Below are 23,130 nucleotides of genomic sequence, written 5' to 3'. Positions count from 1 at the left end.
CTCCCGTCCTCAGCCGCCGATGATCACCGTCGGCAGGCCGAGGGTGATGGTGCCGCCGTGGGCCGTGGCGTCGCCGATGCGCCCGGCCGGCCGGGAGCCGATCAGCACGGTGGCGGAGCCCATGACCAGCGTGTCGGGCGGGCCGACGCAGGTGAGGCTGTCGCCCACCACGGTGGCCGGCAGCTGGCCGATCAGCACGGTCGGTACCCCGGGGCCGATGACCGGTCCGCCGACATGCGGCACCGGCGGCAGGCCGGGGGTGACCATGGGGCAGACATGCAGGTCGGTGATGCGGGCGGCGGGGGGCATGAGGGTGTCCTGAAGGGGTTTCGACGCTTGGAGACGACGGTGGCTGCGCGCGTTCAATTGATCATGACCATCGCTCCCTTGACGACCGTCTGGCCGGCGGCAGAGAGCTCCGCGGTGGCGTTGCCCTTGCCGGTGAAACCGATTTGGGCTTCGCACTGGATGTTCAGACCGGACTGCTTCACATCCGCCTGGGAGCTGACGGTCACCGGGCCGGTGGCGTCCAGCTGGATGCTGCCGGTGGCCTTCAGTACGATGTCCTTGGGGCTGTTCAATTCGATGCCGGCCGTGGTGAGCGCCACCTTGTTCTGGTTCTGGTCCAGCAGGGTGATGGACTTGTCCTTGTCACTGAGCACCACCTGGTTCTTGCCCGGGGTGATGACGGTGATCACCTTGTCTTCATCGTTGATCTCGATGCGGGCGAGGCATCGGGTCACCCAGGCCTTGGTGTTGTTCTTCGCTTCCAGCGTGTAGGGCGGCTGGCGGCTGCTGCTGTAGAGGCTGCCCAGCACCACCGGATGGCTGGGATCGTTGGCGAAGTAGCCGAGCACCACTTCGTCCCCCAACTCGGGCAGCAGGAAGCTGCCGAAGCCGTTGCTGGCATGCGGCTGCATCAGGCGGGCCCAGACGCCCTCGGTCTCCGCCTGCAGGACCGGAACCTTCACCTGCACCCGGTGCTCGCCCGCCGGATCTTCATCCAGCTTGGTCACCACACCCACCTGCAGGCCATGCACACCCGGCAGCAGGCCGCCGGCCGGCGGGGCCACCACATCGGTGCGTTCGGTAAACCAGTCCGGCGCCAGGCCGAAGTCGACGTCGGTGAACCAGTTGCCGTCGACGATCTCATGGCGCACCCCGGTGGCCAGTACCGGCCCGCTGAACCGGGCGCCCACGCCCGCGAGTTCAATCAGCTTGCCGACCTGCGGCAACGCGCTGCCCTGGAAACGCACCCGGCCGCGCACGCGAGCCAGGCCCGCCTTGAGCTGTTGCGCCTGGGCCCACCGCGTCAGCCCGGCCTGCTGCTGCGGCGCACCGGCCTGCAGCCGCAGGACATCCAGGCCGACGACGCCCGAGAGGGCTTCACTATCCAGATTGCCTTGCGCAGGGAGGCTGGCGGGATCCGCAGCGAGGCCTTCAACGATCGCCTGGGACTTCATGTCCCAGGCAAAGGCCTGGGCGCTGGCGTATTGGTGACGGGCATCGATGTCGGCATCGAATTCGATCAGGTCGACGCCGTAGGTCACCGACAGCACGGGCTCGCCGCTGGCCTGGGGCGTGGAGACGGTCAGTTCACCGTCGTTCACCGCCACCAGCCAGCCATTGGCATCGGCGCGGGACAGCAGGAAGTCCCAGTCGGTGCAGTAGTGCTGGGCCAGTTCGGTGTAGGTGACGTCACTGCTGTCGACGGTCGCCGTCAGGCCATGACGGGTCGCCAGGTCGCTGAGGATGTCGGCATCGTTCTGGTCGATGTAGTTGGCATTGCGGCGGCCCACCGTCATCTTCACCGCGACGTCGCTGCATTCAACGATCAGCCGGGCATCGTTCTCGCTGATCACCTGCACCCGGTGGCGCATGACGATGCCTTCAAACAGCGTCTGGGTGTCTTCCAGGTAGCCGGCGGAGATGCTCAGCCTGGCGCCGGGCTGGAGGTCGTTGCTGTCGCTGATCGGGAACTTGTGCTCCGGCATGTCGCCATCGGTGAACTCCAGGCGGGCCGTCGGGATGCGGTTGGCCGCCCGATGGATGCGCACAGAGACCAGCGACGCGGACGCGTCAATGGCCTGGCCATTGACCAGAAGCTTGAGCTTGACGACGCCAATGGCGTTCTCAATGGGAGACGGGGCGGTGGCGGGCATGATGGGTCACTTGGAGCGTGCGGGTGGGCGGGGCAGGCGCGGCAGACGGTTCGCTGCGGACGGCTTCGATTTGGACGTGCTGGCGCGGGCAGCACCCGCCGCCGGCGCGGGAGCCGGAGCCGGCGCCGCGGCCTTCTTCGGCTTCGGCGGAAACACCAGGGTGGCGCCGGGTTTGAGCTGGGTGAGGCTGTCGAGCTGATTCGACCGGGCCACCATCGCCTGGATCTCGGGACTGCTGTCCTTGTAGATCTGCTCGCACAGTCCCGCGAGGGTGTCGCCGTCTTCCACGGTGGCGGTGCGGGTCATGTCATTGGTGGCGGCGCGCTGGTTGACCAGCGACCGTTCCTCCGTGCTGGAGGCACCCACGAAACTGAGATCGACCTTGGCCCGCAGCGGATCCCCGTTGGGCTTGAACAGGCTGTACTGCGTCGACATGCTGCGCAGGCGGCCGAAGAAGATCAGGGCGCCCCACAGCAGCCGCACATAGGGCGGCTCGCCGGCGCTGCTGACATAGTCGTAGACCACCTTGCTCAGCAGCACCATCTGCGCCTTCACCTCACTGGGCTGGCCCTGCACATCCTGCACCGCGCCGGTGTCGTCCAGCGTGATGGAGAAGCTGACCTCCTCCGGCTCCGTCCCGGAGAACTTGGCCTCCGTCTTGGAGGCGCCCATGTCCTTGGTCGTGTTGTAGCCGATGGTGAAGTTGTGCTTGAAGTCGGACGGGTTGATCTGCGTCTTGAAGCAGACCTTGTCCTCCAGGGTGATCGCCCCTTTCCTGTCGACGGTGTAGCGGGTCATCAGGAGGCGGCTGAGCTGACCTTCGTCCCCCGCGCTGCCGCTTCCGCTGCTGGCCTGCCCTTGGCTGGGTGCGCCCATGTCAACGCTCCCCGTGGGTCCGCAGCCGCTCGGCCAGCCAGGTCTTGCAGTCGGCCTTCAGCTGCTCCCGCAGGCGCTGCAGCTCTGCCGGGCTCATGCCGGGGCGGACCTGCGCAGCTGGCGCCGGGGCCGGATGCACCTGGGTGCGGATCAGCAGCTGGCGGATCTCGATGCTCATGCCGCGCTCCGCACCGCCGGGCTCATGCGCCGGCTGGTCTCATAGGCCAGCTCGATGCGTTCCATCGCCAGTTCATTGCGCTGGCTGTTGAAGGCTTCAACTTCCCACTTCACCGGATAGGCGCGGGTCATCATCCAGTGCTGGAGGATCCTGCCCTCATGGGAGAGCAGGCCCACATGCACCGTGCGGGGCTCCAGTCGCCGGGCCAGTCCCTTCTCGAGGGTGTCCTTGCACCATTGCGCCCAGAGCGAATCCAGGTCGGCGATGCCGCGCTTGAGCACCAGCCGGGGGTGCTTCACCGCCTTGGGCAGCGTCAGCACCGAGTCATTGCGCCCCCCCTCCACCAGCGTGTCGGTCTCCATGTCGGCGGAGAGACCGGACGCTTCCTGGAACGCCGCCTCGACATGCCCGACCTGCATCCGCGCGAAGCCCACGGCGAAGTGGAACGCACGCGGCGTGCTGAGCGGCCCGAAGGGCTGCGGTGCGGCGCCTTGTCCAGCGGTGGAGGTGGGGGCTGCCATCACGCCACCTCGCAGGTCAGACCCTCGTGCACGATGACGATGGTCTCGATGGCGACTTCATTGCCCTGGGACTTCAGGTCCGTGCCGGTGATCTTGCTCGGCCAGGCATTGGCCAGGGTCCAGGTGACGGCGGCGTTGCCGCCTTCGTCCTGCAGGATGATCACCACGCTCTTGCGCTTGATGGTGTTCATCTGGATTTCCTTGAACCAGTCCCAGAACGCCTTGTCGCCCTTGAACATGCCCTTCTTCATGGTCACGTCGCTGAACTTCTTCAGGCCGGGCATCTTCTGCACCGAGAACTCCTTGCTGTTGCCAGCGCGGTACTCGATGGGCTGGGCTTCGATGTCCAGTCCCGAGACCTCCTGGAACGCCATTTCCTGGCTGTCCCACTGGACCTTGAAACTGAATTTGGGCAGCGGCCAGGTGCTGGCCGATTGAGTGCTTCCGTCTTCAGGCATGACCTGCCTCCTTGTGTGTCGAGAAAGTCAATGAGGATGGAGAGGTGCAGATCAGGTCTTCTGCATCTGCTGCTGGAAGGTGATCTCGATGAATTCAGCCGGGCGGCTGATGGCCACCAGCACGGTGACCCGCAGGATGCCTTCGAGGATGTCCTCGGGCGTCATCGTCTCGCCCAGGCCGACATGCACGCTGAAGGCGTCGTCCGGCACGGCCCCGGCCAGGCCGCCGCGCTTCCACACGCTGGTGAGGAAGTTGCTGATCATGGCCTTGATGGTCACCCAGGTATTGCTCACATTGGGCTCGAAGACCATGGCCTTGGCGGCGAGGCGGCAGGACTCTTCCAGCATGATCATGGTGCGGCGCACGTTGATGTAGCGCCAGTCCAGGCTGTTGCCGTCCAGGGTCCGGGCGCCCCACACCAGCACGCCTTCGCCGATGAAGCTGCGGATGGCGTTGATCGACTTGCCCTGGGTGGTGACGTTCAGGTCTTCCTGGTCTTCATGCGAGATGGACACCGCTGGAGCGACCACGCCGTTGATGCTGACGTTGGCCGGTGCCTTCCACACCCCGCGGGTGTTGTCGACCATCGTGAACAGCCCGGCCATCGCGGCAGCCGGCGGCATCAGGTTCAGCTGGTTGCGCGCTTCCGCCATGATGGTGTTGTAGAGCGGGCTGATGGCGACGAGGCTCTTGTGCAGCAGGCCCTTGTGGGTGGCCACGGCCGCCTTGAGCGCATCGTCGGTGAGCAGCTTGGCCTTGTCTTCCGGCGACTTGTCGGACGCGTTGATCTCGTCGGTGAGATCCTTCTTCCAGGCATCGTCGTCATAGGCCACCTGCGCCAGCGACTTCCACAGCGACTGGCGCCGCAGCGCCGCGCCGGAGGTGCCCTGGGCCAGCGTGTCCTGCTCCTGCTTCTCGGGCAGCTGCAGGTCCTGGCGGATCAGGTCGGCCAGCACCGAGCCATTGACCACGTTGGTGTAGTCCAGGTCCCGCTCCTGGACGACCGTCGTGCGTACCCACGGGTAGTAGGCGGTGGCGAAGTCCAGAAAGTTGATGCCCAGGCTGTTGCGGAAGGCCGCCACCGGATCGCCCTTGGGATGCTTCTGGTCCCGGTAGCCGGCGTAGACATCCAGGATCGCCATGCGGTTGCGCATCTTCCCGCCGCAATGCAGGAGCATGGCCTGCTGCACGGAGACGCAGTCCTTCTCGTCCAGCAGCACCGCGTCCGGGATGACCAGCATGGTGGGCTCCTGCTCCTTGAGCAGGGCGTCGATGCCGCGCGTCAGGTCTTCAGCGCCGACGCTGCTGTCGTAATCACCGACCGACACCACATAGCAAGGACCGCCGCCATTCTGGAAAAAGTGGCGCATGCTGTGATAGAGCAGGAAGCGCCCGCCGTCCTTGCCGGCGGGCTGTGCCAGCACATAGTCCTTTTTGCCCAGGGTGAAAGCGGCTTCATCGTCGTCCGCGGTCTTGTCGCGGAGGGTCAGACGGGCTGCCGGCGCCAAGCCGAAGTAGGTGTGGAACTCCGCCATGGAGCTGATGCGCCAGGGTCGTCCCTTGAGGGACTTGCCCGCGTTGTCCGCTTTGGCGGTGTAGCCGACGAAGGCGGGCACCGCGGTGGCTACCTCCACGACGGAGTTGGGAAAGGCGTTTTTCTCAACGATATAGACACCGGGTGTCTTCATAGCCATGACGGCCTCCTCTCAGAAGGATTGACGAATGGGCGATACCAACGACGCTCAAGACCCATGTGCGGGCGTCAGCGGTGCACATGGATTTCGGAGACCAGCGTCGCCGCGCCGTCGATCTCCTCGCGAGCCAGGTGACGCGGGCCGGGCACCGGCAGCCGCTTCACCAGGACTTTGGAGACGCCCGACTGGCGGCATCGCAGCTGCAGGCGGGTGTCGGAACGTTCGGCCAGCGCCAGCGGAACCCGCGAGCGCATCGCCAGCAGCGGGCGGCCCTCGGGGCCCCGCTCGGCGGCCGGTGGAAAAAAGCTGACGGTGCCGTCGGGGTCCACGATGTCCAGCGCGTCCTCGGACCAGTCGCCGAAGAGGCAGTACTTCCAGATGACCCGGCGGGGGAGGAGGGACCAGCGCAGCGTGGCCGGGCCGGGGGGGCGCGTCGACACGCCCGGCGTGGCGTCCGGGGTGGCCAGTGCATCCGGCGGCAGGCGCAGCACGGCAAACGGGGCTCGCCAGGCCGCTTCTCCGGACAGTGCGTAGCTGCCTTCCGGCACCGGATCGGGTGCGCCCGTCGGGCCGTGGACGATCGGCATCACACGCACGGAAGCCACTGAATGCGCGGTCGCCGGCTCGCTGCTCGAGTCAGGGAATCCCGCCGGCGGCGCCACCACCAGCAGTTCATTCGGACGCTGCGCCGGATCGTCGGTATAGATGGCGAAGGCCGGATCGGTGGCGCGCACCCACCAGGTCAGGGGCTCGCCACTGTCGTGCAGCAGCTGCACCGCCGCATCGGCCGGTCCCAGCAGCGTGAGCGAAGCACCGTCCTGGCGCTCCAGCACGTCGGCGCGGCGCAGGCGACGGGCGGTGTCGTCGGCCGCCTCCCACCGCAGACCCCGGGCGCGGCCATCGGCAAAGTAGGCATGAGCCACCTCCAGCCGGAACAGCGGCAGCGTGCGGCTCATGTCGGGCTCCCGATGCGCACCGTCGGCGCCTGCACCGACGGCACCGTGCCCTGGCTATGACCGGCGTCGATGGTGATCAGCCTCAGGCGGTACACGACCGACGGCAGGTAGCGCCCGCCAAACAGCCCCCAGACCTGCGACAGCTGGCTGTAATCGAGATTCTCCAGGTCCAGCACCAGGCGTTCGATGCGGCGGTCCAGCTCGGGGGTGTTGTGGTGATCGAAGAGCGGGCGCGACTGGAAGAAGGCCAGGGTGCTGGACAGCAGCTTCAATCCCTCCTGATAGGTCGAGCCGCCAAAGTTGGCCGCGACCATCAGCATCAGGTTGAGATGCACCGGCGCCGGCTGCACCAGGTGGCGGGTTTGGGACGAGGCGCGCGGCGTGACGCCACCGACGGTGTCGCGCTGCAGGTTCACCAGGAACAGCGCCAGCCGGTTGGCGGTGCCGGTGGCCAGGCCCCCATCGCATTCGTGCAGGCTGGACACCACCACCAGGTCTTCCGCCACCAGATAGGCCCGGCGCAGCGACTGATTCAGCTGCTGTGCAATGTGAGCGAGGGCGGCATCAATCATGGCGGGGGCGGATGGGGAGGGAAGGGGCGGGTCGGCGTGACAACGTGTCGAAACGATAGGGGCCGGATGCCCTTTGACCCATCGGACGAAATCTGAGCTTGGCGGGTGACGGTGCTGATTTCTCTCTCGGAAACGTGGGTGCGTCGCCACAGGATGGACGCCACCCGTCGGGGCTCCTAGACTGCACCCCGTCGGCGGCTCGAACCGGGTCGTCGCGAGGGAGAGAACACAATGAATGCGAACACGGACGGCGAGGCCGGACCGGGTGGCGACCGGGCCCCCGTGGCCGGCTCGCAGGCGCCAGCTCTGGCGTCAGGAGGAGCGCCCTCAGGGGCGGCGGCAGGGGCTTCAGTAGGTGCGTCCGTAGGTGCGTCAGTCAAAGCGTCGGGGCGCGCGTCGCGGCATCTCGGCCAGGGCGGGCCTCAAGGGCAGGACGCGCAGGAGGCGCAAGACACGAGCCACCGATGGGGTCTCGCGCACACGTGGCCGACTCGCCCTCAGGCCTCAGAGGCGCTGAAGGGGGGGACGCCGCAAGGCCTGGAGACCGGGCTTGGGAAGGTGCAGGATCCCGGGCTACGGCGACGCCCGGCGGTGCGTCAGGCCCCTGGCACGCATGACGACCCCGCAGCGCCGAGCAGCGACACCGGCCCGCGCAGCTCCGCCGCCGAGATGGACGCCGGGGAAGCAACGCGCTTTCTCCTCGGCGACTGGCTGGTGGACGTGGCCGCGCGGCGGCTGGTGCGCGGTGACCAGTCCGTGAGCCTGGAACCTCGTCCGATGGCGGTGTTGACGGCGCTGTGCCGGCAGCCCGGCGTGGTGATGAGCGCCGAGACGCTGCTGACCACCTGCTGGCCGGGCGAAACGCTCGGCGACAACCCCGTCCACAAGGTGGTGGCCGGCTTGCGCAAGGCGCTGGACGACAGTGCGAGTGCGCCGCGCTATATCGAGACGATTCGCAAGCAGGGATACCGGGTGGTCGCCCCCATCGGCGTGTTGAGCGCCATGGGGACCCGCAGCCATGAGGGCGGCTGGCGCGGCGACTCGCCGTTCTGTGGCCTCGAAGCCTTTGACGAAGACCATGCGGCGGTGTTTTTCGGCCGGGACGATGCGGTGGCGTCGCTGCAGCAGCGCCTGGCGGCGCAGTGGCGCCGGCGCTGGCCGCTGGTGGTGCTGCTGGGCCCGAGTGGGTCCGGCAAGACGTCGCTGGTGCAGGCGGGGCTGCTGCCGGCGCTGCGCGGGCAGGGCGTTGCCGCCCGTCAGGCGATGCCGGCGCTGCAGGCGGGCGGACTCAGCATTTGTGCCAGTGCCAGCGTGGATCTGGCGACGCTGGGGGAACTCGATCCTTGGTCGGCGCTGGCCGGCGGACTGCTGGACTGGGAGCAGGACGGGCAGCCGCTGCTGTCCGGTCACAGCATCAGTTCACTGGGCCACCTGCTCCGTGACCGGCCCGAGGAGGTGATCCGACTGCTGGACATTGCGCTTCGGGCGATGGAGCCGGTGGGGGCCAGTGCGGCGTCCCTGGCACCCCCCAATGGACCGCGCCAACCGCCGCTGCTGGTGCTGGACCGCCTGGAGGCCGTGCTGAAGGGCGGCGGCACCGACCGCATCGACCGCGCCGCCGGCGGCAACAGCGCCCCTCCCGCGGACTTCATCGCCACCCTGCATGCCCTGGTCGCCAGCGGCCGCATGGTGGTGTTGGCCCTATGCCGCAACGACTTCTATCCGGCCCTGGCCCAGCACCCAACCCTGATGCGGGACAAGGAGCAGGGCGCGCACATGGATCTCGCGCCACCGGATGCGGAGGCACTTGCCCAGATGATCCGCCTGCCGGCGCGCGCGGCCGGGCTGGTGTTCGGCAGCGATGCCAGCGGCCTGAACCGGCTGGATGACCGCCTCAGCAGCGATGCGATGCAGGCGCCGGACGCCTTGCCGCTGCTGCAGTACACCTTGCAGGCGCTCTATCTGAACCGCGCCCCGGGCGACGTGCTGAGCTGGGACGCCTATGAGGCGATGGGCCGCCTGGAGGGGGCGATCGGCCGGCATGCGGAAGCGGTGCTGGCGGGCCTGCCGCCGTCGCGCCAGGAGGCGCTGGGCCTGCTGCTGCCGCGGATCGTGAGCCTGTCGTCGGAGGATGCTTCGCCCACCAGCCGCTGGGCCGCCGCGGCCTCGCTGGGCGACGACGACGAGCGGGCGCTGGCCGAGGCCTTTGTCGACGCCCGCCTGCTGGTGGCGGACCATGTGGCCGGAGCGACCGGGTTCCGGGTGGCCCATGAAGCGTTGCTGCGCCAATGGCCGCGGGTGACGGCCTGGGTGGCCCAGCACCGGGCGACGCTGGCCTTGCGGGATGAGCTGCGTCACTGGCTGCAGCGCTGGCTGTCCGGCGGCGAGGCGGCCCCGCTGCTGTTGCCCGGCGGTGGCCTGCTCTGGCAGGCCTCACGGGCGCTGCGGGAATCCCCGTCACTGTTCGCGGCGGATGAGCAGCGCTTCATCGGTGACTCACTGCGCCGGCTGCGCCTGCAGCGACGACTGCGCTGGGTGGGGACGGCGCTGGTGGCGCTGCTGGCTGCCGTGGCGGTGGTGGCGGCGATCGCCTATGGCCGGCAGGCGCGCCTGGCCGCGGACCGGGAGCGTCAGAGCCAGCGGCTCGCGTCCTTCATGCTCGGGGATCTGGCTGACCAGCTCCGGCCCATCGGCAAGCTGTCGCTGCTGACACGCATCGGTGAGCAGGGCGTGCGGCTGCTCGCACCGGCGGATGGCGCGGGGGAGTCGCCGGCGGAATCGTTGCAGCGGGCCAAGGCGCTGGTGGTCATCGGCGAGGTCAACAGCAGCCGCGGGAAGGGCCGCACGGACGTGGCCCTGGAGGCTCTCGATGCCGCGCGGCGTCTGCTGCTGGATCATCCACCCACCCCGGAGGTGGATCTGGCGGACTACTACAAGACCCTGGGCGCCAGTGCATTCTGGATGGGACAGATGGCACTGGATGCCGGAGATGGGCGCTCGGCCATGAGGTGGTTCGATGCCTATCGGCAGGCGTGTGTGACCTGGCGCGAGGCGCTGCCGGAAGACGCCACCGCCCAGATGGAATGGGGCTATGCGGTCAACAGCCTGGGCTCCACCGCCTTCCAGCAGGCGGACTGGGCGGAAGCGCAGCGATGGTTTGAGCAGGCCTTGAAACAGAAGCGGGAGGCGCTTGAGCGTCAGCCCGACAGTCGCACCATTCGCGCATCGGTGGGCGCTTCGGAGGTCTGGCTGGCCAAGGTGGCGCTGGTGCGCGGCGATCCCCGCTCGGCGCTTGTACGGCTGGACACCGCGCGCAACATTCATCTGGAGCTGCTCAGGATGGATCCGGATGAACGTTCGCGTGATCGACAGGTGGCGGTGATTGACCTGCGCCGCGCCGATGCGATCCGTGCGATGGGACGCGAGGACGTCGCCGTCGCCACCATGCGCGCAGCGGTGCAGCGCATCGAGGCCTCGGTGGCGCAGGATCCCGACAACGACTACTGGCGCAAGGAACTTCTGCACGCGCGCCTGTCGCTGCAACTGCTGCTGGCCGAGCGGGAGCCGATCTCCGCGGAGACGCTTCAATCACTGAGAAGCTCGGTGCAGTCCCTGGGCGGTGCAGACAGCAGCTTTGGGAAACGGGATGCGCAGGTCCGCCTGCAAGTGGTGGAGGTGGCCTCCGCCGCGGCGCGTCAGCAATGGAGTCGGGTGCTCGAACTGACGGCCCAGGCGTGGCCCGCGTTCAAACGGCTGGACCTGGACCGTCCCGGGCATTGGCAGGTTCAGGATTTGGCCGGACGGCTGGCGCTCCTGGAATTGCAGGCCCTGCATGCCCTTCAGACCCGTGGGGCGGGTGCGGGAACCGCGACTCGCCAGGACCGCTGCTCGGCGCTGGCCGCGCAGCTGTGGCCCATCGTGAACAGCGGGCAGGGGGGCGCGCCGCTGGAGGCATGGCTGCTGGCCAAACAATGCGAAAACCCGGCCCACCTGTATCCAGAATTTTCCCAGCGGCTGGTGGCGGGCGGTTATGTGCCCACCCAGGCCGCGCTTTCTTCCCCCTCCACCTCAACCATTCCCTGAAGGACTATGAGCACTCTTGACTCTGCCAGCGCGGATCCGCGCGACACCGCCGCCGTCCACACGGACAATGATCCCAACCAGAATGCGCTGTTCGCCACCTACTACGCGGTGCCGGTCAAACGGCCCGGAACGTCGGCCGAGAGTGACTTTGAGCGCTGCCTGTATTTCAACAGCGGGTGGTTCGCAGTGCCGTCCAACGCGCTGAAGGCGGCCGATGACCAGGACCTGGTGCGCATCCGCCAGGTGGCCCCCGAGGCGGTGCCTGAACATGTGGTCGGCTACATCAAGACCTCGGGGTACGAGATCACCAAAAGCGTGGGGCTCTACACGGCCACGGCCCGAACCCTGAACATGGTCGAGGACCCCGTCTCCACCCAGATGATGGCGCTGGAAGGCAACTACTACGACCGGCACGGTGCACATCGGGCGCGGTCGGTCGTAATCCCGGTGGTCTCCACCACGCGTCGGGGCGTCATTCTCATCTTCAAGTTCCCGGCGACGGGTGAGACCACCCGGCTGATCGCATCAGCCGACCCGGAAGTCGAGAACGGCAGCAGCAACTAACGGGTGTGTCCTGCCGATCGACGCCCGATGGCGACACGGTGGCGTCACGGTGGCGAACGGCTGCGCGTCGTCTGCAGGTCCCACCGCTCCATGCGCTGCAGCGCCGTCTCAAACGGATCTGCGGCCGGGCAGCTGCTGCGGCAGAACGGACGGTCCAGGGCGATCGCCACGGACAGTCCGAGGCCCAGCAGACCGGAAGAGAGCATCAACACCATCTGTCCGCGTCGATGCGCCGGCAGCAGGGTCAGCAACCCCAGCGTGAGTCCGGTGCTTGCGGTGGTCACCGCCCAGAGGGCCGCAGGCACTGCGGGCTGGGCTGCCTGCAGCCGTGCCTGACGCAGCTGCAGCAGCTGCAGCGTTGATTGCCACACTTCCGGCATCAGCGCCCGCTCGGAGGCATTGGTCGGCTGAATGCCGGACAGCGACCGAAACAGCGTGTCGAAGGCGTCCCAGGTCGTCAGGCTGCTGTGCCCCGCCTGCATCGCCGGCCACTCCTTGAAGATGACCGACCGGGTGTAGGCGCGCAGCTGCTCACGCGCCAGGCGCGACTCCTCCGGTGCCATCACCGCCAGGCTCCGGCCCAGGCCGCCGATGGCGCCCGCTTCCTGCTGCACCATCCGCTCCGTCCGGTTTGCCGCGTCCAGCCCGGCGAAGCCGCACAGGGCCAGCAGCACCAGCGACAGTGTTCCCAGCAGCAGTCCGATGCCCAGCAGCATCGCATCCTCCCCGCGCGGCAGGCGCAGGCCGCACCAGCGCCGGCGAAGGGCATGGCCCCCAGCCGCCAGTGCGACACATCCTCCCACCGTCACCATCCCGATCAGCCAGTCCGGCCAGTTGTAGATCCATAAGGGCATGGGCACTCCCGGCGGCTCAGGCGGCCACCGCCGGGTCGACCGTGCTCAGTCCTTCGCGCACGGCATAACGCGTCAGACCGGCGACACCGCGCACGCCAAGCTTGCGGGTGATGTTCTCGCGATGGGTGGCCACCGTCTTGGCGCTCAGGTGGAGACGGTCCGCAATGTCCTGGGTGCTGAGGTCTTCGGCGAACAGCTGCACGATTTCGCGCTCCCGGGCAGTGAGCGTCTGAGGCGCCCGCAGCGGGGTGGCGCTGTCAGCCAGCCGATGGTGCTGGCGCAGCTCGTCCACCACCGCGCCCATGAGATTGGGGCTCAGGAAGATGCGTCCCGCGGCGACGTCCCGCACCGCATGGGCCAGTTCGTCCGCCGAGGCGTCTTTCAGCACGAAGCCGGAGACCCCGGCGTTCAGCGCGGTCACCACCGTCCGTTGATCGCCATGCATCGACAGGCAGATGGAGGCCACCAGCGGCTGCTGCTGCTTCACGCGACGCACCGCCTCCAGGCCGTTGAGGCCCGGCATGGCAACGTCGGTCACCAGCACGTCCGGCTCCAGTTGCCGGACCAGCCGCACGGCGGCAGCGCCATCCTCGGCCAGTCCGACCACTTCCAGGTCGGCGGATTTTCCCAGCAGGGCGGTGAGCCCCTCGCGGACCAGTTGGTGGTCGTCGGCAAGCACGATGCGGATGGTCATGGACGATTCCCCTGAGGCAGTTCAACAAGATCGCAGATGTCGCTGGCGGCCCTTCCGGGCAGCGGCACGAGGACGGTTGCGCAGGTTCCGCGGCCGGCCTCCCAGCGCAGATGCAGCGAGCCGCCGATGGCGCGCAGTTGCGCGCGGGAACCCGCCAGGCCCAGGCCACAGCTGGCCCGGCTCAGACTTTCCGGCGCGTCAGGCAGGCCGACGCCGTCGTCCTGGACCTGGATGCACAACCAGCCGTCCACCAGGCGGGGCGTGATGTCCAGGCGGTGGGCCTTCGCATGTTTGAGCACGTTCAGGCACAGCTCCCGCACCACCCGGCAGAGGATGTTGCGCAGCGACTCCGGGACGTCGAAGTCCGCACCGCCCGCCTCGACCCGCACCCGCGGGCCCCTGGTGTCCATGCCCAGCCCCAGTTCCTGCGTCATGGCTTCCAGGGCACTGGGCAGGCCGCCATGCCAGGCAGGCGGAGCGAGGGCGGTGGTCAGGGTGCGGACGGTGTGGGAGAGCTTGCCGACCCAGGCGCACATCTCGTCCACTTCCGGCGCGGGAAGGCGGGGGTGGGCGAGGCGCCATTCACTCATCCGCAGACGGATGCGGACGATCAGGGCGCCCACTTCGTCATGCAGCACGCTGGCAATGCGTTCCCGTTCACGGCCTTCAGCGGCGCTGAGGGCCCGGGCCAGAGACACCGGTCCGGCGCGGCCGGTCGGCGCCGGACCGGCGTTTCCGGGGCTGGCGGGACGTGAGCGTCCGGTGACCGGTCGGACGCCCGCCGGACGTGGGGGCCGGCAGGTGGCGCTGCGGCGCAAGGTCGCGGCAGCCGGCCTGCGTCCAGTCGGAGGGGGCAGGGAGATCATGAAAAGTCCTCTCAAGTAACGGGCCGGGAGGCCGTCGGGAGCAGTGAGCTCCGATGGCCTGCACCTTATGCGGCGGCCGGTGGAAGGACCTTCTGGAAACCTTACGAGGGATCGCCAACCTTCCGGAAGGTGCGCCTGAGCACGCCAGAAGATGCTGAAAGGCTCATCTCAAGGCGATGAGCAGCCTATGGGTTTCCGTAGTTGGGATGAGATGAGCGCCGAAGAACACGAATCGAGCATTTCCCTGCGTGGTGTCCTTGACCTAGGGTCAACACGCTCCCCGGTTCGCTTGCGCAGTCAGAGAATTCGGAACAACGTTCCAAAAAGAGAAACTCATGATCCAGCGCGTGGCGGTCATTGGCGAATGCATGCTTGAACTGCAGGGCCAGGCTTTCGGGCCGATGACTCAGACCTATGGCGGCGACACGCTGAATACGGCGGTGTATCTGCGCCGCTGCGGCCAGGCGGACGGCATCCAGGTGGCGTATGCGACGGCGGTCGGGGAAGACAGCCTCAGCCAGGGACTGCTCGATCGTTGGATAGGGCAGGGGCTGGACACACGGCTGGTCCGTCGCATTCCCGGACGGCATCCCGGGCTCTACATGATCCAGGTCGACGAACGCGGCGAGCGCAGCTTCCATTACTGGCGCGACACCGCAGCGGCCAAAGCCTATTTCGAAGTGGAACAGACGCCCCTGGAGCAGTATGCCGAGGAGTTCGACGCGCTCTATCTCAGCGGCATCACCCTGGCCATCCTTCCGCCGGCGGGGCGGGAACGGCTGTTTGCGCTGATGGCACGGATGCGGTCCCGGGCGACGGTCGTCTTCGACAACAACTTCCGACCCCGGCTGTGGCCCCAGATCCAGGAAGCACGCGACGCGTTTGAGCGGGCCTTCAGCCTCGCCACGGTGGCGCTGGTCACTGCTGATGACCACCAGACGCTGTGGGGACTGCCCACACTCGATGCGGCGCTGACCCGCGCGCAGGACCTGCCGACGCCGGAACTGGTGATCAAACGCGGCGCGGAGCCGACCCTGGTGCGGGAGGCTCAGGACCCGAGCCGCTGGCTGACCGCGCCGACTGAGCGCGTGGCGAAGGTGGTGGACACCACCGCCGCCGGGGATTCATTTGCGGGTGGCTATCTGGCGCGTCGGTTGGCGGGTGGTTCGGCCGTCGAGGCGGCGACCTTCGGCAACCGCGTGGCGGCGCGGGTGATTCAGCATCCCGGGGCGGTGATTCCCGCGCCGGCGATGGCAGATCTCCTCTGAGAAGCCACCGCAGCTTCAGTGCAATGGCCGCGTTCCCTCAGCGCATCCAGCGTCCGACCATTGGCAGGGTCTGCACCAGTTGCTGCCCCACCAGTCCGGAAAACACCTCGGCGCCCTTGGGCCCGAGGTGGGTGTAATCGAACCCGGGATTCTTCGCGCCGACCGAGGACGCCGGCGAAGCCGGTGGGCCCGGCGGGCGCGGCAGCATGGCCAGCGTGTCGGCCTCGTCGGGGCCCATGGCCTGCACCGCTGCATGGCTCACCGCGTTGAGATCGATCACCGGCACGCCGTACTCGGCGCCCACGCGCAAGGTGGTCTCCGCCCAGGGGCGCAGGTCATTGCGCAATGGGCCCTCCGGATCGAAGCTGCGCCGGGTGAGCGGCGTGAGCAGCACGAGCTGCGCGCCGGTCGGCGCCACATCCCGCACATATCCCGCCAGGTTGGCCGGAAACTCCGTCGCGAGATCGGTCGACCGCCCGGGTTTGCCAGGCTGATCGTTGTGGCCGAACTGCAGCAGCACCAGGTCGGTCTGTCCGGCCGGCCGCTCCCGCAGCACGGCCATGACCTGGTCCCACAGCCCTTCGGCGCGATAACTCTTGGTACTGCGCCCACCCTTGGCCAGATTGAGGCAGTGCACCTCCGGCCTGAAGCGGGCGCATAAAGCGTCGCCATAACCGCTGCGGGGTGCCATGGTGGAGTCTCCCACCAGAATCACCCGGAGCGAATCGGCGTGGGCGGTGCCGCCTGTGAGCATCGCAGCCAGCGTCAGTAGCCGGCCGATGCGCTTCCAACGATTCACGCCCGACATGTCCACCTTTCGTCGTTGTCCGACTCAGAACTTGTAGGCCATGCCCACCAGGTACTCCCGGCCGGTGACGTTGTAGACCACCGGACTGTTGCGGGCACGGGAGATGAACTGGTCGTTGACCTCGTTGGTCAGGTTGACGCCTTCCAGGGTGAAGCTCAGCCGGTCGCTGTACTTGTAGCTGATGGACGCATCCACGTTGGTCGAGGCATTCTTGCCTTCCACGTCGTTGTTGTTCTGACCCGGCACCCGCGTCAGGAACGCGGAACGGCGGGAGGCCGACAGACGCGCATTGAAGGTGCCATCGTCGTAATACAGCGTGGCATTCCAGGAGCGCGGCGACATGTTCAGCAAATCGTCGGTGATGACGGCATTGCTGGTCGGCGAGACCAGGTAGGTGATCTTGCTCTTCACATAGGTGTAGTTGAGCACCGTGCCGAAGTTCTTGCCCCAGGCGGGCAGGAAGGTGAACGGCTGCTGGAAGTTCAGCTCGATCCCGCGCAGCTTGCCCCCCGGGGTGTTGATCGGCGTGGTGACCTGGAACACCTCTTCACCGGTGAAGTTGGAGGGCAGCAGCGACAGCGGGAAGCCGGTGGCGCTGAAGGGGATGTTGGTGCGCAGGCTCTGGATGTAGGTGTCGATGTTCTTCTGGAACAGCCCGATGCCCACAAATGCATTGCGACCGTGATACCACTCGAGGCTGCCGTCGAAGGTCTTCGCCCGGAAGGGCTTGAGATAGGGGTTGCCGCTGGTGATCGACAGCGTGCCGGTGGTGCTGATGGTGCCGCCCGGGTTCAGGTTGCCCAGTTGCGGACGGGCCATCACCTTGGCCGCCGCAAAGCGGGCCACCAGGTTGCGGGTCAGATTGGCCGACACGTTCAGGGACGGCAGCCAATCCTTGTAGCTCTGGCCGACCACCACTTCGGTACCACCGCCGCTGGCCAGGTAACCGGTGGCCTCCTGCTCGGTCTTGACGTAACGCACCCCCACGTTGCCCATCACCTGGATGCCCATCACGCGGGTGTCGAAGTCCGCCTGCACAAAGCCGCCGGTGTCGGTTTCGGACACCTTGCGGTTGTTGCCGCGGGCATTGCCGTTGGTGATGGACGACAGGGTGAAGTCGCCAGGGCCGCCCGCCGGGCCGCTCTTGATGCAATTGCAGTAGATGTCGTAGGCCGCAGCGATGGCATTGAGGTCGGGCATCACCCACGACGTGGCCGTGCCGGCCGGCAGGCTCAGGTTGCGACCAAACCCGGTCAGCATCGTCGTCAGGCCGCTCATGCCGTTGGTCGGCGCGAAGATGGTGTCGTTCTGATTGACGCGGCGGAACTCGTAGGTGTCGAAGGTGTAGCGCTTGTAGTCGGCGCCGCCCTTGAGCGTCAGCACGTCGGGAATCCAGTCCCATGCCAGTTCCACGTGGCCGACGTCATTGCGGTTGTTCGCACCCTGGGGACGGATGCGGATCTCGCTGGTGGTGGTGTTGGCGACGGTGGTCGCCTGATTCGAGGCGGTGCGCGGCACACCGACGATGGTCAGCGGATTGCCGGTGGTGGCGGCCGGATCGAACGGGTAGGTGATCACCGGCAGACGGTCATTGCCCCGGAAGTCCAGTGCATAGCCGTTGACGTTCAATGCATCCAGCGTGACGGTCGTCTGCACCGGATTGCGGAAACGCGACTCGGCGCGGCCGCCCGACGCGGACAGTCGCAGACGGTCAGTGATTTCCTGGTCGATCTTCAGGCTGGGCTGGGTGAATTCCGTGCTGAGCTTGTCAAAGCGCGATTCGGCCCGGACGTCCACACCGTTGTAGCGGCCGTACAGCAGGCCGCCGTTGGTGTCGTACTGGGCTTCGACCACGCTGGTCTGTGGCTTGCCGCCCTGGCTGGCCGTGCGGCTGAAGGAGATGGCTTCGAGGAAGTCCTCCTGCCGGGTCGCCTTGAGCTTCGAATAGAGCATGTCGCCGGTGATCAGCGTCTTCTCGAAGGGCTTGAACTGGATGGAGGCTGTCATGCCCAGGCGGTCCTGGTCATGGGTCAGGCGACCGTAACGGGGCAGGCGCGGATGGAAGTTGTCAGCGCTGTTGGCGGCGTTGTAGGCATCGGTCGCCCCCTGCGAGGCCGGCAGGCGCGGCACGCCTTGAGCGGCCGGGCCGCAGGTGCCCGCTGCGGTGGTCGGGTTCAGCGGAGACACGCCCACCGGGGAACACCAGCCGCCGGAGGAGGGGCCGTTGTCCCAGCGCACGGTGGAGAAGCCTTCCTCCAACAGGCGGCGCTTGGAATAGGCGCCGGAGACCAGCAGGCCGAAGCGCTTGTCCGGGGTCACGTCGCTGTAGAGGAAGGCGACGCGCGGGTCGGTCTTCTGCGACAGGTCGTTGTAACGCCCCTTCACCGAAGCGGTGACGACACGCTTGTTGAAATCGAAGGGGCGGGCGGTCTGCAGGTCGACGGTGGCGCCCAGCGAGCCTTCATCCACATCGGCCGAGCTGCTCTTGCGCACGGTGATGCTGTTGAACAGTTCCGACGCAAAGACGTTGAAGTCAAAGCCGCGAGAGCGGTTGGCGCCGCCGGAGCTGTCGGTGCCGCCGGTAGTGGCCAGGGCTTCGATGCCGTTGATGCGCACGCGGGTGAAGTCGGCGCCCAGGCCGCGCACGGTGATGCTGCGACCTTCGCCGGCATCGCGGTCAATCACCACCCCGGGCACGCGCTGCAGGGACTCGGCCAGGTTGGTGTCGGGGAATTTGGCAATGTCTTCGGCCTTGACCACGTCGACGATGCCGCGGTCCTGACGCTTGGCATTGAGCGCGCTTTCCAGCGAGGCGCGGATGCCGGTGATGACGACCGTGTCCAGCGCCTTGGCGTCCGGATTGGCGGCAGCGGCGGCGGCCGATGCGGCAGAACCTGGCGCGGCCGGGGCCGCCGACTGCGCCCAGGCCGGCAGCACGGCGGTGCCCAGCAGGCAGGCCACCAGCGGGGTCAGGCGGGACGGGGGCAGCAGGCCATTGCTGCGGCTTGATGCAGGGCCGGACGCGTGAGCGAAAGAGGCGTTGGACGCGGTCGTCCCGAGGCGGTTCCCGGTGGAAGGGGGCATGACTTGTCTCCGTAGGGTTCTTCTGCCACCGGCGCGGGAACGTGGCCCGCGGCTCTGGTGGTTGCTGTGTCAGTCACGGGCGCACGTAGGGCGCCGGGGCACGGAGCGGCCGCCGCTGCAGTGCGGCGCCGCCTCGGTACTGCGGATACTTCTGCGGGTACTACTGGGGTCCTGCCAAGGCAGGGGGGACTGCTGGGTGATGCGTGGCACGGCTTCGGCACTGCACAGGCGTGAGGCCGTGGCGTTGCCGCCGGATGAAGCCGACACCAGCCGCCACAGCCGCCTCAGAGATAGTCGTCGCGGCGCGGCGAGAACTGGTCGAGCAGGGTGCTGTCCTGCTCCAGCGCCACCACCCCGTGCTGCCAGCCGTGGGGGGCCACAAAGGCGTCCCCCGCGTGCAACACCTTCTTGATTCCGCCCACGTCGCATTCAAACGAGCCGCGGATCACATAGGCAATCTGGTCATGCACCTCATGCGCATGGGGCGTGCCGATGGCGCCTTGGTCGAACTGCACCAGCACCGACATCAGCTGCTCGGTATGCCCGACGATCTTGCGGCGGATGCCGTCACCCAGGTCGGTCCAGGGCGTGGACTCGGAGTCGAAGTAGGGGTTCATGGGACGCTGTTCAGCCAGTGGATGCGAGCAACTATAGCGACATCGCAGGAAAATGAAACGCCGGTTCACTAGATAGAAACCATAGTTTCGTGAGGTCTCGCGGACGCTTACGCTTCGCCCCATCAAGCCGCAGACCGACTGCGACAAGCCGGCTGCATCGAGTCGCCTGCATCAAGCCCGTTGCATTCAGCACTGGCGTTACCTAGGACCCTTATGGACATCCGCCAACCCCTGCATAGTGAACACGCCCGCACTCTGGATACGGAAGGCCTGCGCCGCCATTTCCTGGTGGAGGACATGTTCGTGCCGGACCAGGCCACCCTGACCTACAGCCAGATCGACCGGATCATCGTCGGCGGCATCATGCCGGTGACGCGCCCGGTGACCTTTGCCCCCGAGCTGGGCAAGCACACCGGCACCGACTTCTTCCTGCAGCGCCGGGAACTGGGCCTGATCAACATCGGCGGCGCCGCCCGGGTGCTGGTGGATGACCAGCAGTTCGACATCGGCCCGCGAGAAGCACTCTACATCGGGCAGGGCGCCCGCATTCTTGAATTCAAGAGTGTCGACAGCAGCCAGCCCGCCAAGCTGTATTTCAACAGCGCGCCGGCCCACACTGCCTATCCGCATCGGAAGGTGACCCTGGCCGAAGCCTCCCCGGAAACCCTCGGTTCGCCGGAGACCAGCAACCGCCGCACCATCTACAAATTCCTGGTGCCGGATGTGCTGCCCACCTGCCAATTGCTGATGGGCATGACCCAGCTGGAGCCTGGCAGCCTGTGGAACACCATGCCCTGCCACATGCATGACCGGCGCATGGAGGTCTACTTCTACTTCGACATGAATGAGAACGCGGTGGTCTTCCACATGCTGGGCGAGCCGACCCAGACGCGTCACCTGGTCGTGCGCAATGAACAGGCGGTGATCAGCCCGAGCTGGTCGATCCATTCCGGTGTCGGCACCCAGGCCTACACCTTCATCTGGGGCATGGTGGGCGAGAACCAGGTCTTCAAGGACATGGACCACGTGCCGATGACGGCGCTGCGCTGAGCGGCACGGTCCGCATCAGCTCCCCTCATCGGCTCTTTCGAAGGAACTCTCAACATGATCCTGGATCAATTCCAGCTGGATGGTCGCGTGGCCATTGTCACGGGCTGCAATACCGGCCTGGGGCAGGGCATGGCGGTGGCATTGGCGCAGGCCGGTGCCGACATCGTCGGTGTCAATGTGTCGGACCCGGTGCAGACCCGGGCGGAAGTCGAGGCGCACGGCCGCCGTTTCATGGACCTGCGTGCCAATCTTGGCGATATCAGCTGCATCGAAGGCCTGGTGGCCGAAGCGCGCTCGCTGACCGGCCGGGTGGACATTCTGGTGAACAACGCCGGCATCATCCGGCGCGAGGACGCCATCCGCTTCAGCGAGCAGGACTGGGACGACGTCATCAACCTCAATCTGAAGACGGTGTTCTTCTTCTCGCAGGCAGTGGCCCGGCAATATCTGGCCCAGGGCAGCGGCGGCAAGATCATCAACGTGGCCTCCATGCTGTCCTTCCAGGGCGGCGTGCGGGTGCCGTCTTATACCGCCAGCAAGAGCGGCGTGATGGGCATCACCCGGCTGATGGCCAATGAATGGGCTTCGCACGGCATCAATGTCAATGCGATCGCCCCGGGCTACATGGCCACCAACAACACCGCGGCATTGCGTCAGGACGAGGCGCGCAATGCCGCCATCCTGGAACGCATTCCGGCGGGCCGTTGGGGCGTGCCGGACGATTTGGCCGGTCCGGTGGTCTTCCTGGCTTCCAAGGCCTCGGACTACGTCAATGGCTACACCGTCGCCGTCGACGGGGGCTGGCTGGCCCGCTAGACGTATCGACGGGAAACGAGCGTCTGCCGCCCGGCGCCCCGCCGGCGGGCGGCAGGCCGACCGATGAGACAACGGGAGGCCGCGTGTACGAGAATAAGAAATTGGGGTTCCTTTTCGTCCTGCCGTTTGTGCTGGGCGTGCTGCTGTTCAAGCTGTTCCCCTTTGTGATGAGCTTTGCGCTCAGCTTTACCCAATACGACCTGATCGACCCGCCCCAGTTCGTGGGGCTGCAGAACTACCGCGAACTGGCGACGGAAGATCCGCTGTTCCGCAAGTCACTGGGCGTGACGCTGCTGTTTGCGATTCTGGCCGTGCCTCTACGCGTGGGCTTTGCGCTGTTCATTGCGCATGTGCTGAACTTCAAGCTGCGCGGCATCAACTTCTTCCGTGCGGCTTTCTACATTCCGTCCATCCTGGGCGGATCGATTGCAGTGGCGGTGCTGTGGCGATTCGTCTTCGCCCGCCAGGGGCTGGTGAATCTGGTGCTGGCGCAGTTCGGCATCGATCCGATTCCGTGGCTGGCGGACGAGCACTACTCCATGTGGACCATCGTGCTGCTCTTTACCTGGCAGTTCGGGTCCGCCATGGTGATCTTCCTGGCGGCGCTGCAGAACGTCTCGATTTCGCTCTATGAAGCGGCCGAATGTGACGGTGCCAGCAAGACGCAGCAGTTCTGGAAGATCACGGTGCCCCTGATCACCCCGGTGATCTTCTTCAACGTGATCATGCAGATGGTGCACGCCTTCCAGGAATTCAATGGCCCCTACATGATCACCGAGGGCGGCCCGCTGCATTCCACCTATGTGCTGGCGCTCTACATCTACGACCAGAGTTTTCGGTTCTTCAACCTCGGCTATGGCGCGGCCCTGTCCTGGGTGCTGTTTGCCCTGGTGGGCGGACTGGCGCTGCTGTCGTTCTGGAGTTCGCGTTACTGGGTCTTCTACTCCGGTGAAAAGGAGCAGAAGCGATGAGCACCGTGCAGGTGGAACCCGGTCGTCCGGGAGGGAC

At 66.9% G+C, this 23,130-nt stretch carries 21 protein-coding genes; 6 read left to right on the top strand and 15 right to left on the bottom strand.

Annotation, left to right across the window (positions count from 1 at the left end; all coding sequences use genetic code 11):
- Positions 1-9: 9 nt before the first annotated feature.
- The 9 genes from FHS28_RS02890 to FHS28_RS02850 form a co-directional block, all read right to left on the bottom strand.
- Entirely contained in the window at positions 10-309 is a 300-nt protein-coding gene (locus FHS28_RS02890) for a PAAR domain-containing contractile injection system baseplate protein (protein ID WP_088449173.1), read from the bottom strand.
- A gap of 53 nt (positions 310-362) precedes the next feature.
- Positions 363-2,162 (bottom strand): type VI secretion system tip protein VgrG, encoded by a 1,800-nt coding sequence (gene vgrG, locus FHS28_RS02885; RefSeq protein ID WP_088449174.1) that lies wholly within the window; start codon positions 2,160-2,162, stop codon positions 363-365.
- Positions 2,163-2,168: 6 nt separating this feature from the next.
- Entirely contained in the window at positions 2,169-3,038 is an 870-nt protein-coding gene (locus FHS28_RS02880; RefSeq protein WP_088449175.1) for a CIS tube protein, read from the bottom strand.
- A 1-nt stretch (position 3,039) separates the two neighbouring features.
- The gene (locus tag FHS28_RS02875) at positions 3,040-3,216 is read right to left on the bottom strand and encodes a DUF5908 family protein (protein ID WP_184294062.1); all 177 of its coding nucleotides are present in this window, start codon (positions 3,214-3,216) and stop codon (positions 3,040-3,042) included.
- Positions 3,213-3,737, bottom strand: coding sequence for a phage tail protein (locus FHS28_RS02870; RefSeq protein WP_088449176.1), 525 nt, complete (start codon positions 3,735-3,737; stop codon positions 3,213-3,215). Before FHS28_RS02870 ends, FHS28_RS02875 begins: the two co-directional genes overlap by 4 nt.
- A complete protein-coding gene (locus tag FHS28_RS02865) occupies positions 3,737-4,195 on the bottom strand; it encodes a phage tail protein (RefSeq protein ID WP_088449177.1) in 459 nt (152 codons plus the stop codon). The genes FHS28_RS02870 and FHS28_RS02865 overlap by 1 nt, the downstream gene beginning before the upstream one ends.
- Positions 4,196-4,246: 51 nt before the next feature.
- Positions 4,247-5,890 carry a contractile injection system sheath protein gene (locus FHS28_RS02860; RefSeq protein ID WP_088449178.1) on the bottom strand — a complete coding sequence of 548 codons (1,644 nt, stop codon included), beginning with the start codon at positions 5,888-5,890 and terminating at the stop codon, positions 4,247-4,249.
- A 68-nt stretch (positions 5,891-5,958) separates the two neighbouring features.
- Entirely contained in the window at positions 5,959-6,846 is an 888-nt protein-coding gene (locus tag FHS28_RS02855; RefSeq protein ID WP_088449179.1) for a hypothetical protein, read from the bottom strand.
- Positions 6,843-7,418, bottom strand: a complete 576-nt coding sequence (locus tag FHS28_RS02850; protein WP_088449180.1) for a contractile injection system cap protein — start codon at positions 7,416-7,418, stop codon at positions 6,843-6,845. Before FHS28_RS02850 ends, FHS28_RS02855 begins: the two co-directional genes overlap by 4 nt.
- A gap of 558 nt (positions 7,419-7,976) precedes the next feature.
- Between FHS28_RS02850 and FHS28_RS02845 the strand changes: the two genes are divergently transcribed.
- Together FHS28_RS02845 and FHS28_RS02840 are read left to right on the top strand one after the other, a co-directional pair.
- Positions 7,977-11,501, top strand: a complete 3,525-nt coding sequence (locus tag FHS28_RS02845; protein WP_184294060.1) for an nSTAND1 domain-containing NTPase — start codon at positions 7,977-7,979, stop codon at positions 11,499-11,501.
- A 6-nt stretch (positions 11,502-11,507) separates the two neighbouring features.
- A complete protein-coding gene (locus FHS28_RS02840) occupies positions 11,508-12,065 on the top strand; it encodes a hypothetical protein (protein WP_088449182.1) in 558 nt (185 codons plus the stop codon).
- Between the two features lie 44 nt (positions 12,066-12,109).
- Here FHS28_RS02840 and FHS28_RS02835 read toward each other — a convergent pair whose 3' ends face one another.
- The 3 genes from FHS28_RS02835 to FHS28_RS02825 are packed head-to-tail and all read right to left on the bottom strand — an operon-like array spanning position 12,110 to position 14,479.
- Entirely contained in the window at positions 12,110-12,919 is an 810-nt protein-coding gene (locus tag FHS28_RS02835) for a bestrophin-like domain (protein ID WP_088449183.1), read from the bottom strand.
- Between the two features lie 16 nt (positions 12,920-12,935).
- On the bottom strand, positions 12,936-13,613 hold the full coding sequence (locus tag FHS28_RS02830; RefSeq protein WP_088449184.1) for a response regulator: 678 nt from the start codon (positions 13,611-13,613) through the stop codon (positions 12,936-12,938).
- Positions 13,610-14,479 carry a sensor histidine kinase gene (locus FHS28_RS02825; RefSeq protein WP_088449185.1) on the bottom strand — a complete coding sequence of 290 codons (870 nt, stop codon included), beginning with the start codon at positions 14,477-14,479 and terminating at the stop codon, positions 13,610-13,612. Before FHS28_RS02825 ends, FHS28_RS02830 begins: the two co-directional genes overlap by 4 nt.
- A 335-nt stretch (positions 14,480-14,814) precedes the next feature.
- On the opposite strand from FHS28_RS02825, the gene FHS28_RS02820 reads away from it, so the two are divergent.
- Positions 14,815-15,747, top strand: a complete 933-nt coding sequence (locus tag FHS28_RS02820) for a sugar kinase (protein WP_088449186.1) — start codon at positions 14,815-14,817, stop codon at positions 15,745-15,747.
- A gap of 37 nt (positions 15,748-15,784) precedes the next feature.
- Here the strand turns inward: FHS28_RS02820 and FHS28_RS02815 are convergent, their stop codons facing one another.
- From FHS28_RS02815 to FHS28_RS02805, 3 genes are all read right to left on the bottom strand, one after another.
- On the bottom strand, positions 15,785-16,546 hold the full coding sequence (locus FHS28_RS02815; RefSeq protein WP_310736728.1) for a rhamnogalacturonan acetylesterase: 762 nt from the start codon (positions 16,544-16,546) through the stop codon (positions 15,785-15,787).
- A 33-nt stretch (positions 16,547-16,579) separates the two neighbouring features.
- Entirely contained in the window at positions 16,580-19,639 is a 3,060-nt protein-coding gene (locus FHS28_RS02810; protein ID WP_088449188.1) for a TonB-dependent receptor, read from the bottom strand.
- Between the two features lie 284 nt (positions 19,640-19,923).
- A complete protein-coding gene (locus tag FHS28_RS02805; protein ID WP_088449189.1) occupies positions 19,924-20,256 on the bottom strand; it encodes a cupin domain-containing protein in 333 nt (110 codons plus the stop codon).
- A 213-nt stretch (positions 20,257-20,469) separates the two neighbouring features.
- Here FHS28_RS02805 and kduI point away from each other — a divergent pair, with 213 nt between their 5' ends.
- The 3 genes from kduI (at position 20,470) to FHS28_RS02790 (ending at position 23,093) form a co-directional block, all read left to right on the top strand.
- Positions 20,470-21,306, top strand: a complete 837-nt coding sequence (gene kduI / locus FHS28_RS02800) for a 5-dehydro-4-deoxy-D-glucuronate isomerase (protein WP_088449190.1) — start codon at positions 20,470-20,472, stop codon at positions 21,304-21,306.
- 54 nt (positions 21,307-21,360) lie between these two features.
- Positions 21,361-22,122, top strand: coding sequence for a 2-dehydro-3-deoxy-D-gluconate 5-dehydrogenase KduD (gene kduD / locus FHS28_RS02795; RefSeq protein WP_088449191.1), 762 nt, complete (start codon positions 21,361-21,363; stop codon positions 22,120-22,122).
- Between the two features lie 101 nt (positions 22,123-22,223).
- Positions 22,224-23,093 (top strand): carbohydrate ABC transporter permease, encoded by an 870-nt coding sequence (locus FHS28_RS02790; protein WP_221193682.1) that lies wholly within the window; start codon positions 22,224-22,226, stop codon positions 23,091-23,093.
- The last annotated feature ends 37 nt before the right edge of the window (positions 23,094-23,130 follow it).

The sequence above is a fragment of the Roseateles terrae genome (genome assembly GCF_014192155.1).
Classification (GTDB): domain Bacteria; phylum Pseudomonadota; class Gammaproteobacteria; order Burkholderiales; family Burkholderiaceae_C; genus Roseateles; species Roseateles terrae.
Note: the sequence above shows the minus strand (reverse complement) of the source record. Positions and strands in the feature narration are given on the sequence as shown.

What these genes read in the sequence shown, in the direction of transcription:
- FHS28_RS02890 (WP_088449173.1), bottom strand. Translation starts at nt 309, where the DNA reads ATGCCCCCCGCCGCCCGCATCACCGACCTGCATGTCTGCCCCATGGTC.
- vgrG (WP_088449174.1), bottom strand. Translation starts at nt 2,162, where the DNA reads ATGCCCGCCACCGCCCCGTCTCCCATTGAGAACGCCATTGGCGTCGTC.
- FHS28_RS02880 (WP_088449175.1), bottom strand. Translation starts at nt 3,038, where the DNA reads ATGGGCGCACCCAGCCAAGGGCAGGCCAGCAGCGGAAGCGGCAGCGCG.
- FHS28_RS02875 (WP_184294062.1), bottom strand. Translation starts at nt 3,216, where the DNA reads ATGAGCATCGAGATCCGCCAGCTGCTGATCCGCACCCAGGTGCATCCG.
- FHS28_RS02870 (WP_088449176.1), bottom strand. Translation starts at nt 3,737, where the DNA reads ATGGCAGCCCCCACCTCCACCGCTGGACAAGGCGCCGCACCGCAGCCC.
- FHS28_RS02865 (WP_088449177.1), bottom strand. Translation starts at nt 4,195, where the DNA reads ATGCCTGAAGACGGAAGCACTCAATCGGCCAGCACCTGGCCGCTGCCC.
- FHS28_RS02860 (WP_088449178.1), bottom strand. Translation starts at nt 5,890, where the DNA reads ATGGCTATGAAGACACCCGGTGTCTATATCGTTGAGAAAAACGCCTTT.
- FHS28_RS02855 (WP_088449179.1), bottom strand. Translation starts at nt 6,846, where the DNA reads ATGAGCCGCACGCTGCCGCTGTTCCGGCTGGAGGTGGCTCATGCCTAC.
- FHS28_RS02850 (WP_088449180.1), bottom strand. Translation starts at nt 7,418, where the DNA reads ATGATTGATGCCGCCCTCGCTCACATTGCACAGCAGCTGAATCAGTCG.
- FHS28_RS02840 (WP_088449182.1), top strand. Translation starts at nt 11,508, where the DNA reads ATGAGCACTCTTGACTCTGCCAGCGCGGATCCGCGCGACACCGCCGCC.
- FHS28_RS02835 (WP_088449183.1), bottom strand. Translation starts at nt 12,919, where the DNA reads ATGCCCTTATGGATCTACAACTGGCCGGACTGGCTGATCGGGATGGTG.
- FHS28_RS02830 (WP_088449184.1), bottom strand. Translation starts at nt 13,613, where the DNA reads ATGACCATCCGCATCGTGCTTGCCGACGACCACCAACTGGTCCGCGAG.
- FHS28_RS02825 (WP_088449185.1), bottom strand. Translation starts at nt 14,479, where the DNA reads ATGATCTCCCTGCCCCCTCCGACTGGACGCAGGCCGGCTGCCGCGACC.
- FHS28_RS02820 (WP_088449186.1), top strand. Translation starts at nt 14,815, where the DNA reads ATGATCCAGCGCGTGGCGGTCATTGGCGAATGCATGCTTGAACTGCAG.
- FHS28_RS02810 (WP_088449188.1), bottom strand. Translation starts at nt 19,639, where the DNA reads ATGCCCCCTTCCACCGGGAACCGCCTCGGGACGACCGCGTCCAACGCC.
- FHS28_RS02805 (WP_088449189.1), bottom strand. Translation starts at nt 20,256, where the DNA reads ATGAACCCCTACTTCGACTCCGAGTCCACGCCCTGGACCGACCTGGGT.
- kduI (WP_088449190.1), top strand. Translation starts at nt 20,470, where the DNA reads ATGGACATCCGCCAACCCCTGCATAGTGAACACGCCCGCACTCTGGAT.
- kduD (WP_088449191.1), top strand. Translation starts at nt 21,361, where the DNA reads ATGATCCTGGATCAATTCCAGCTGGATGGTCGCGTGGCCATTGTCACG.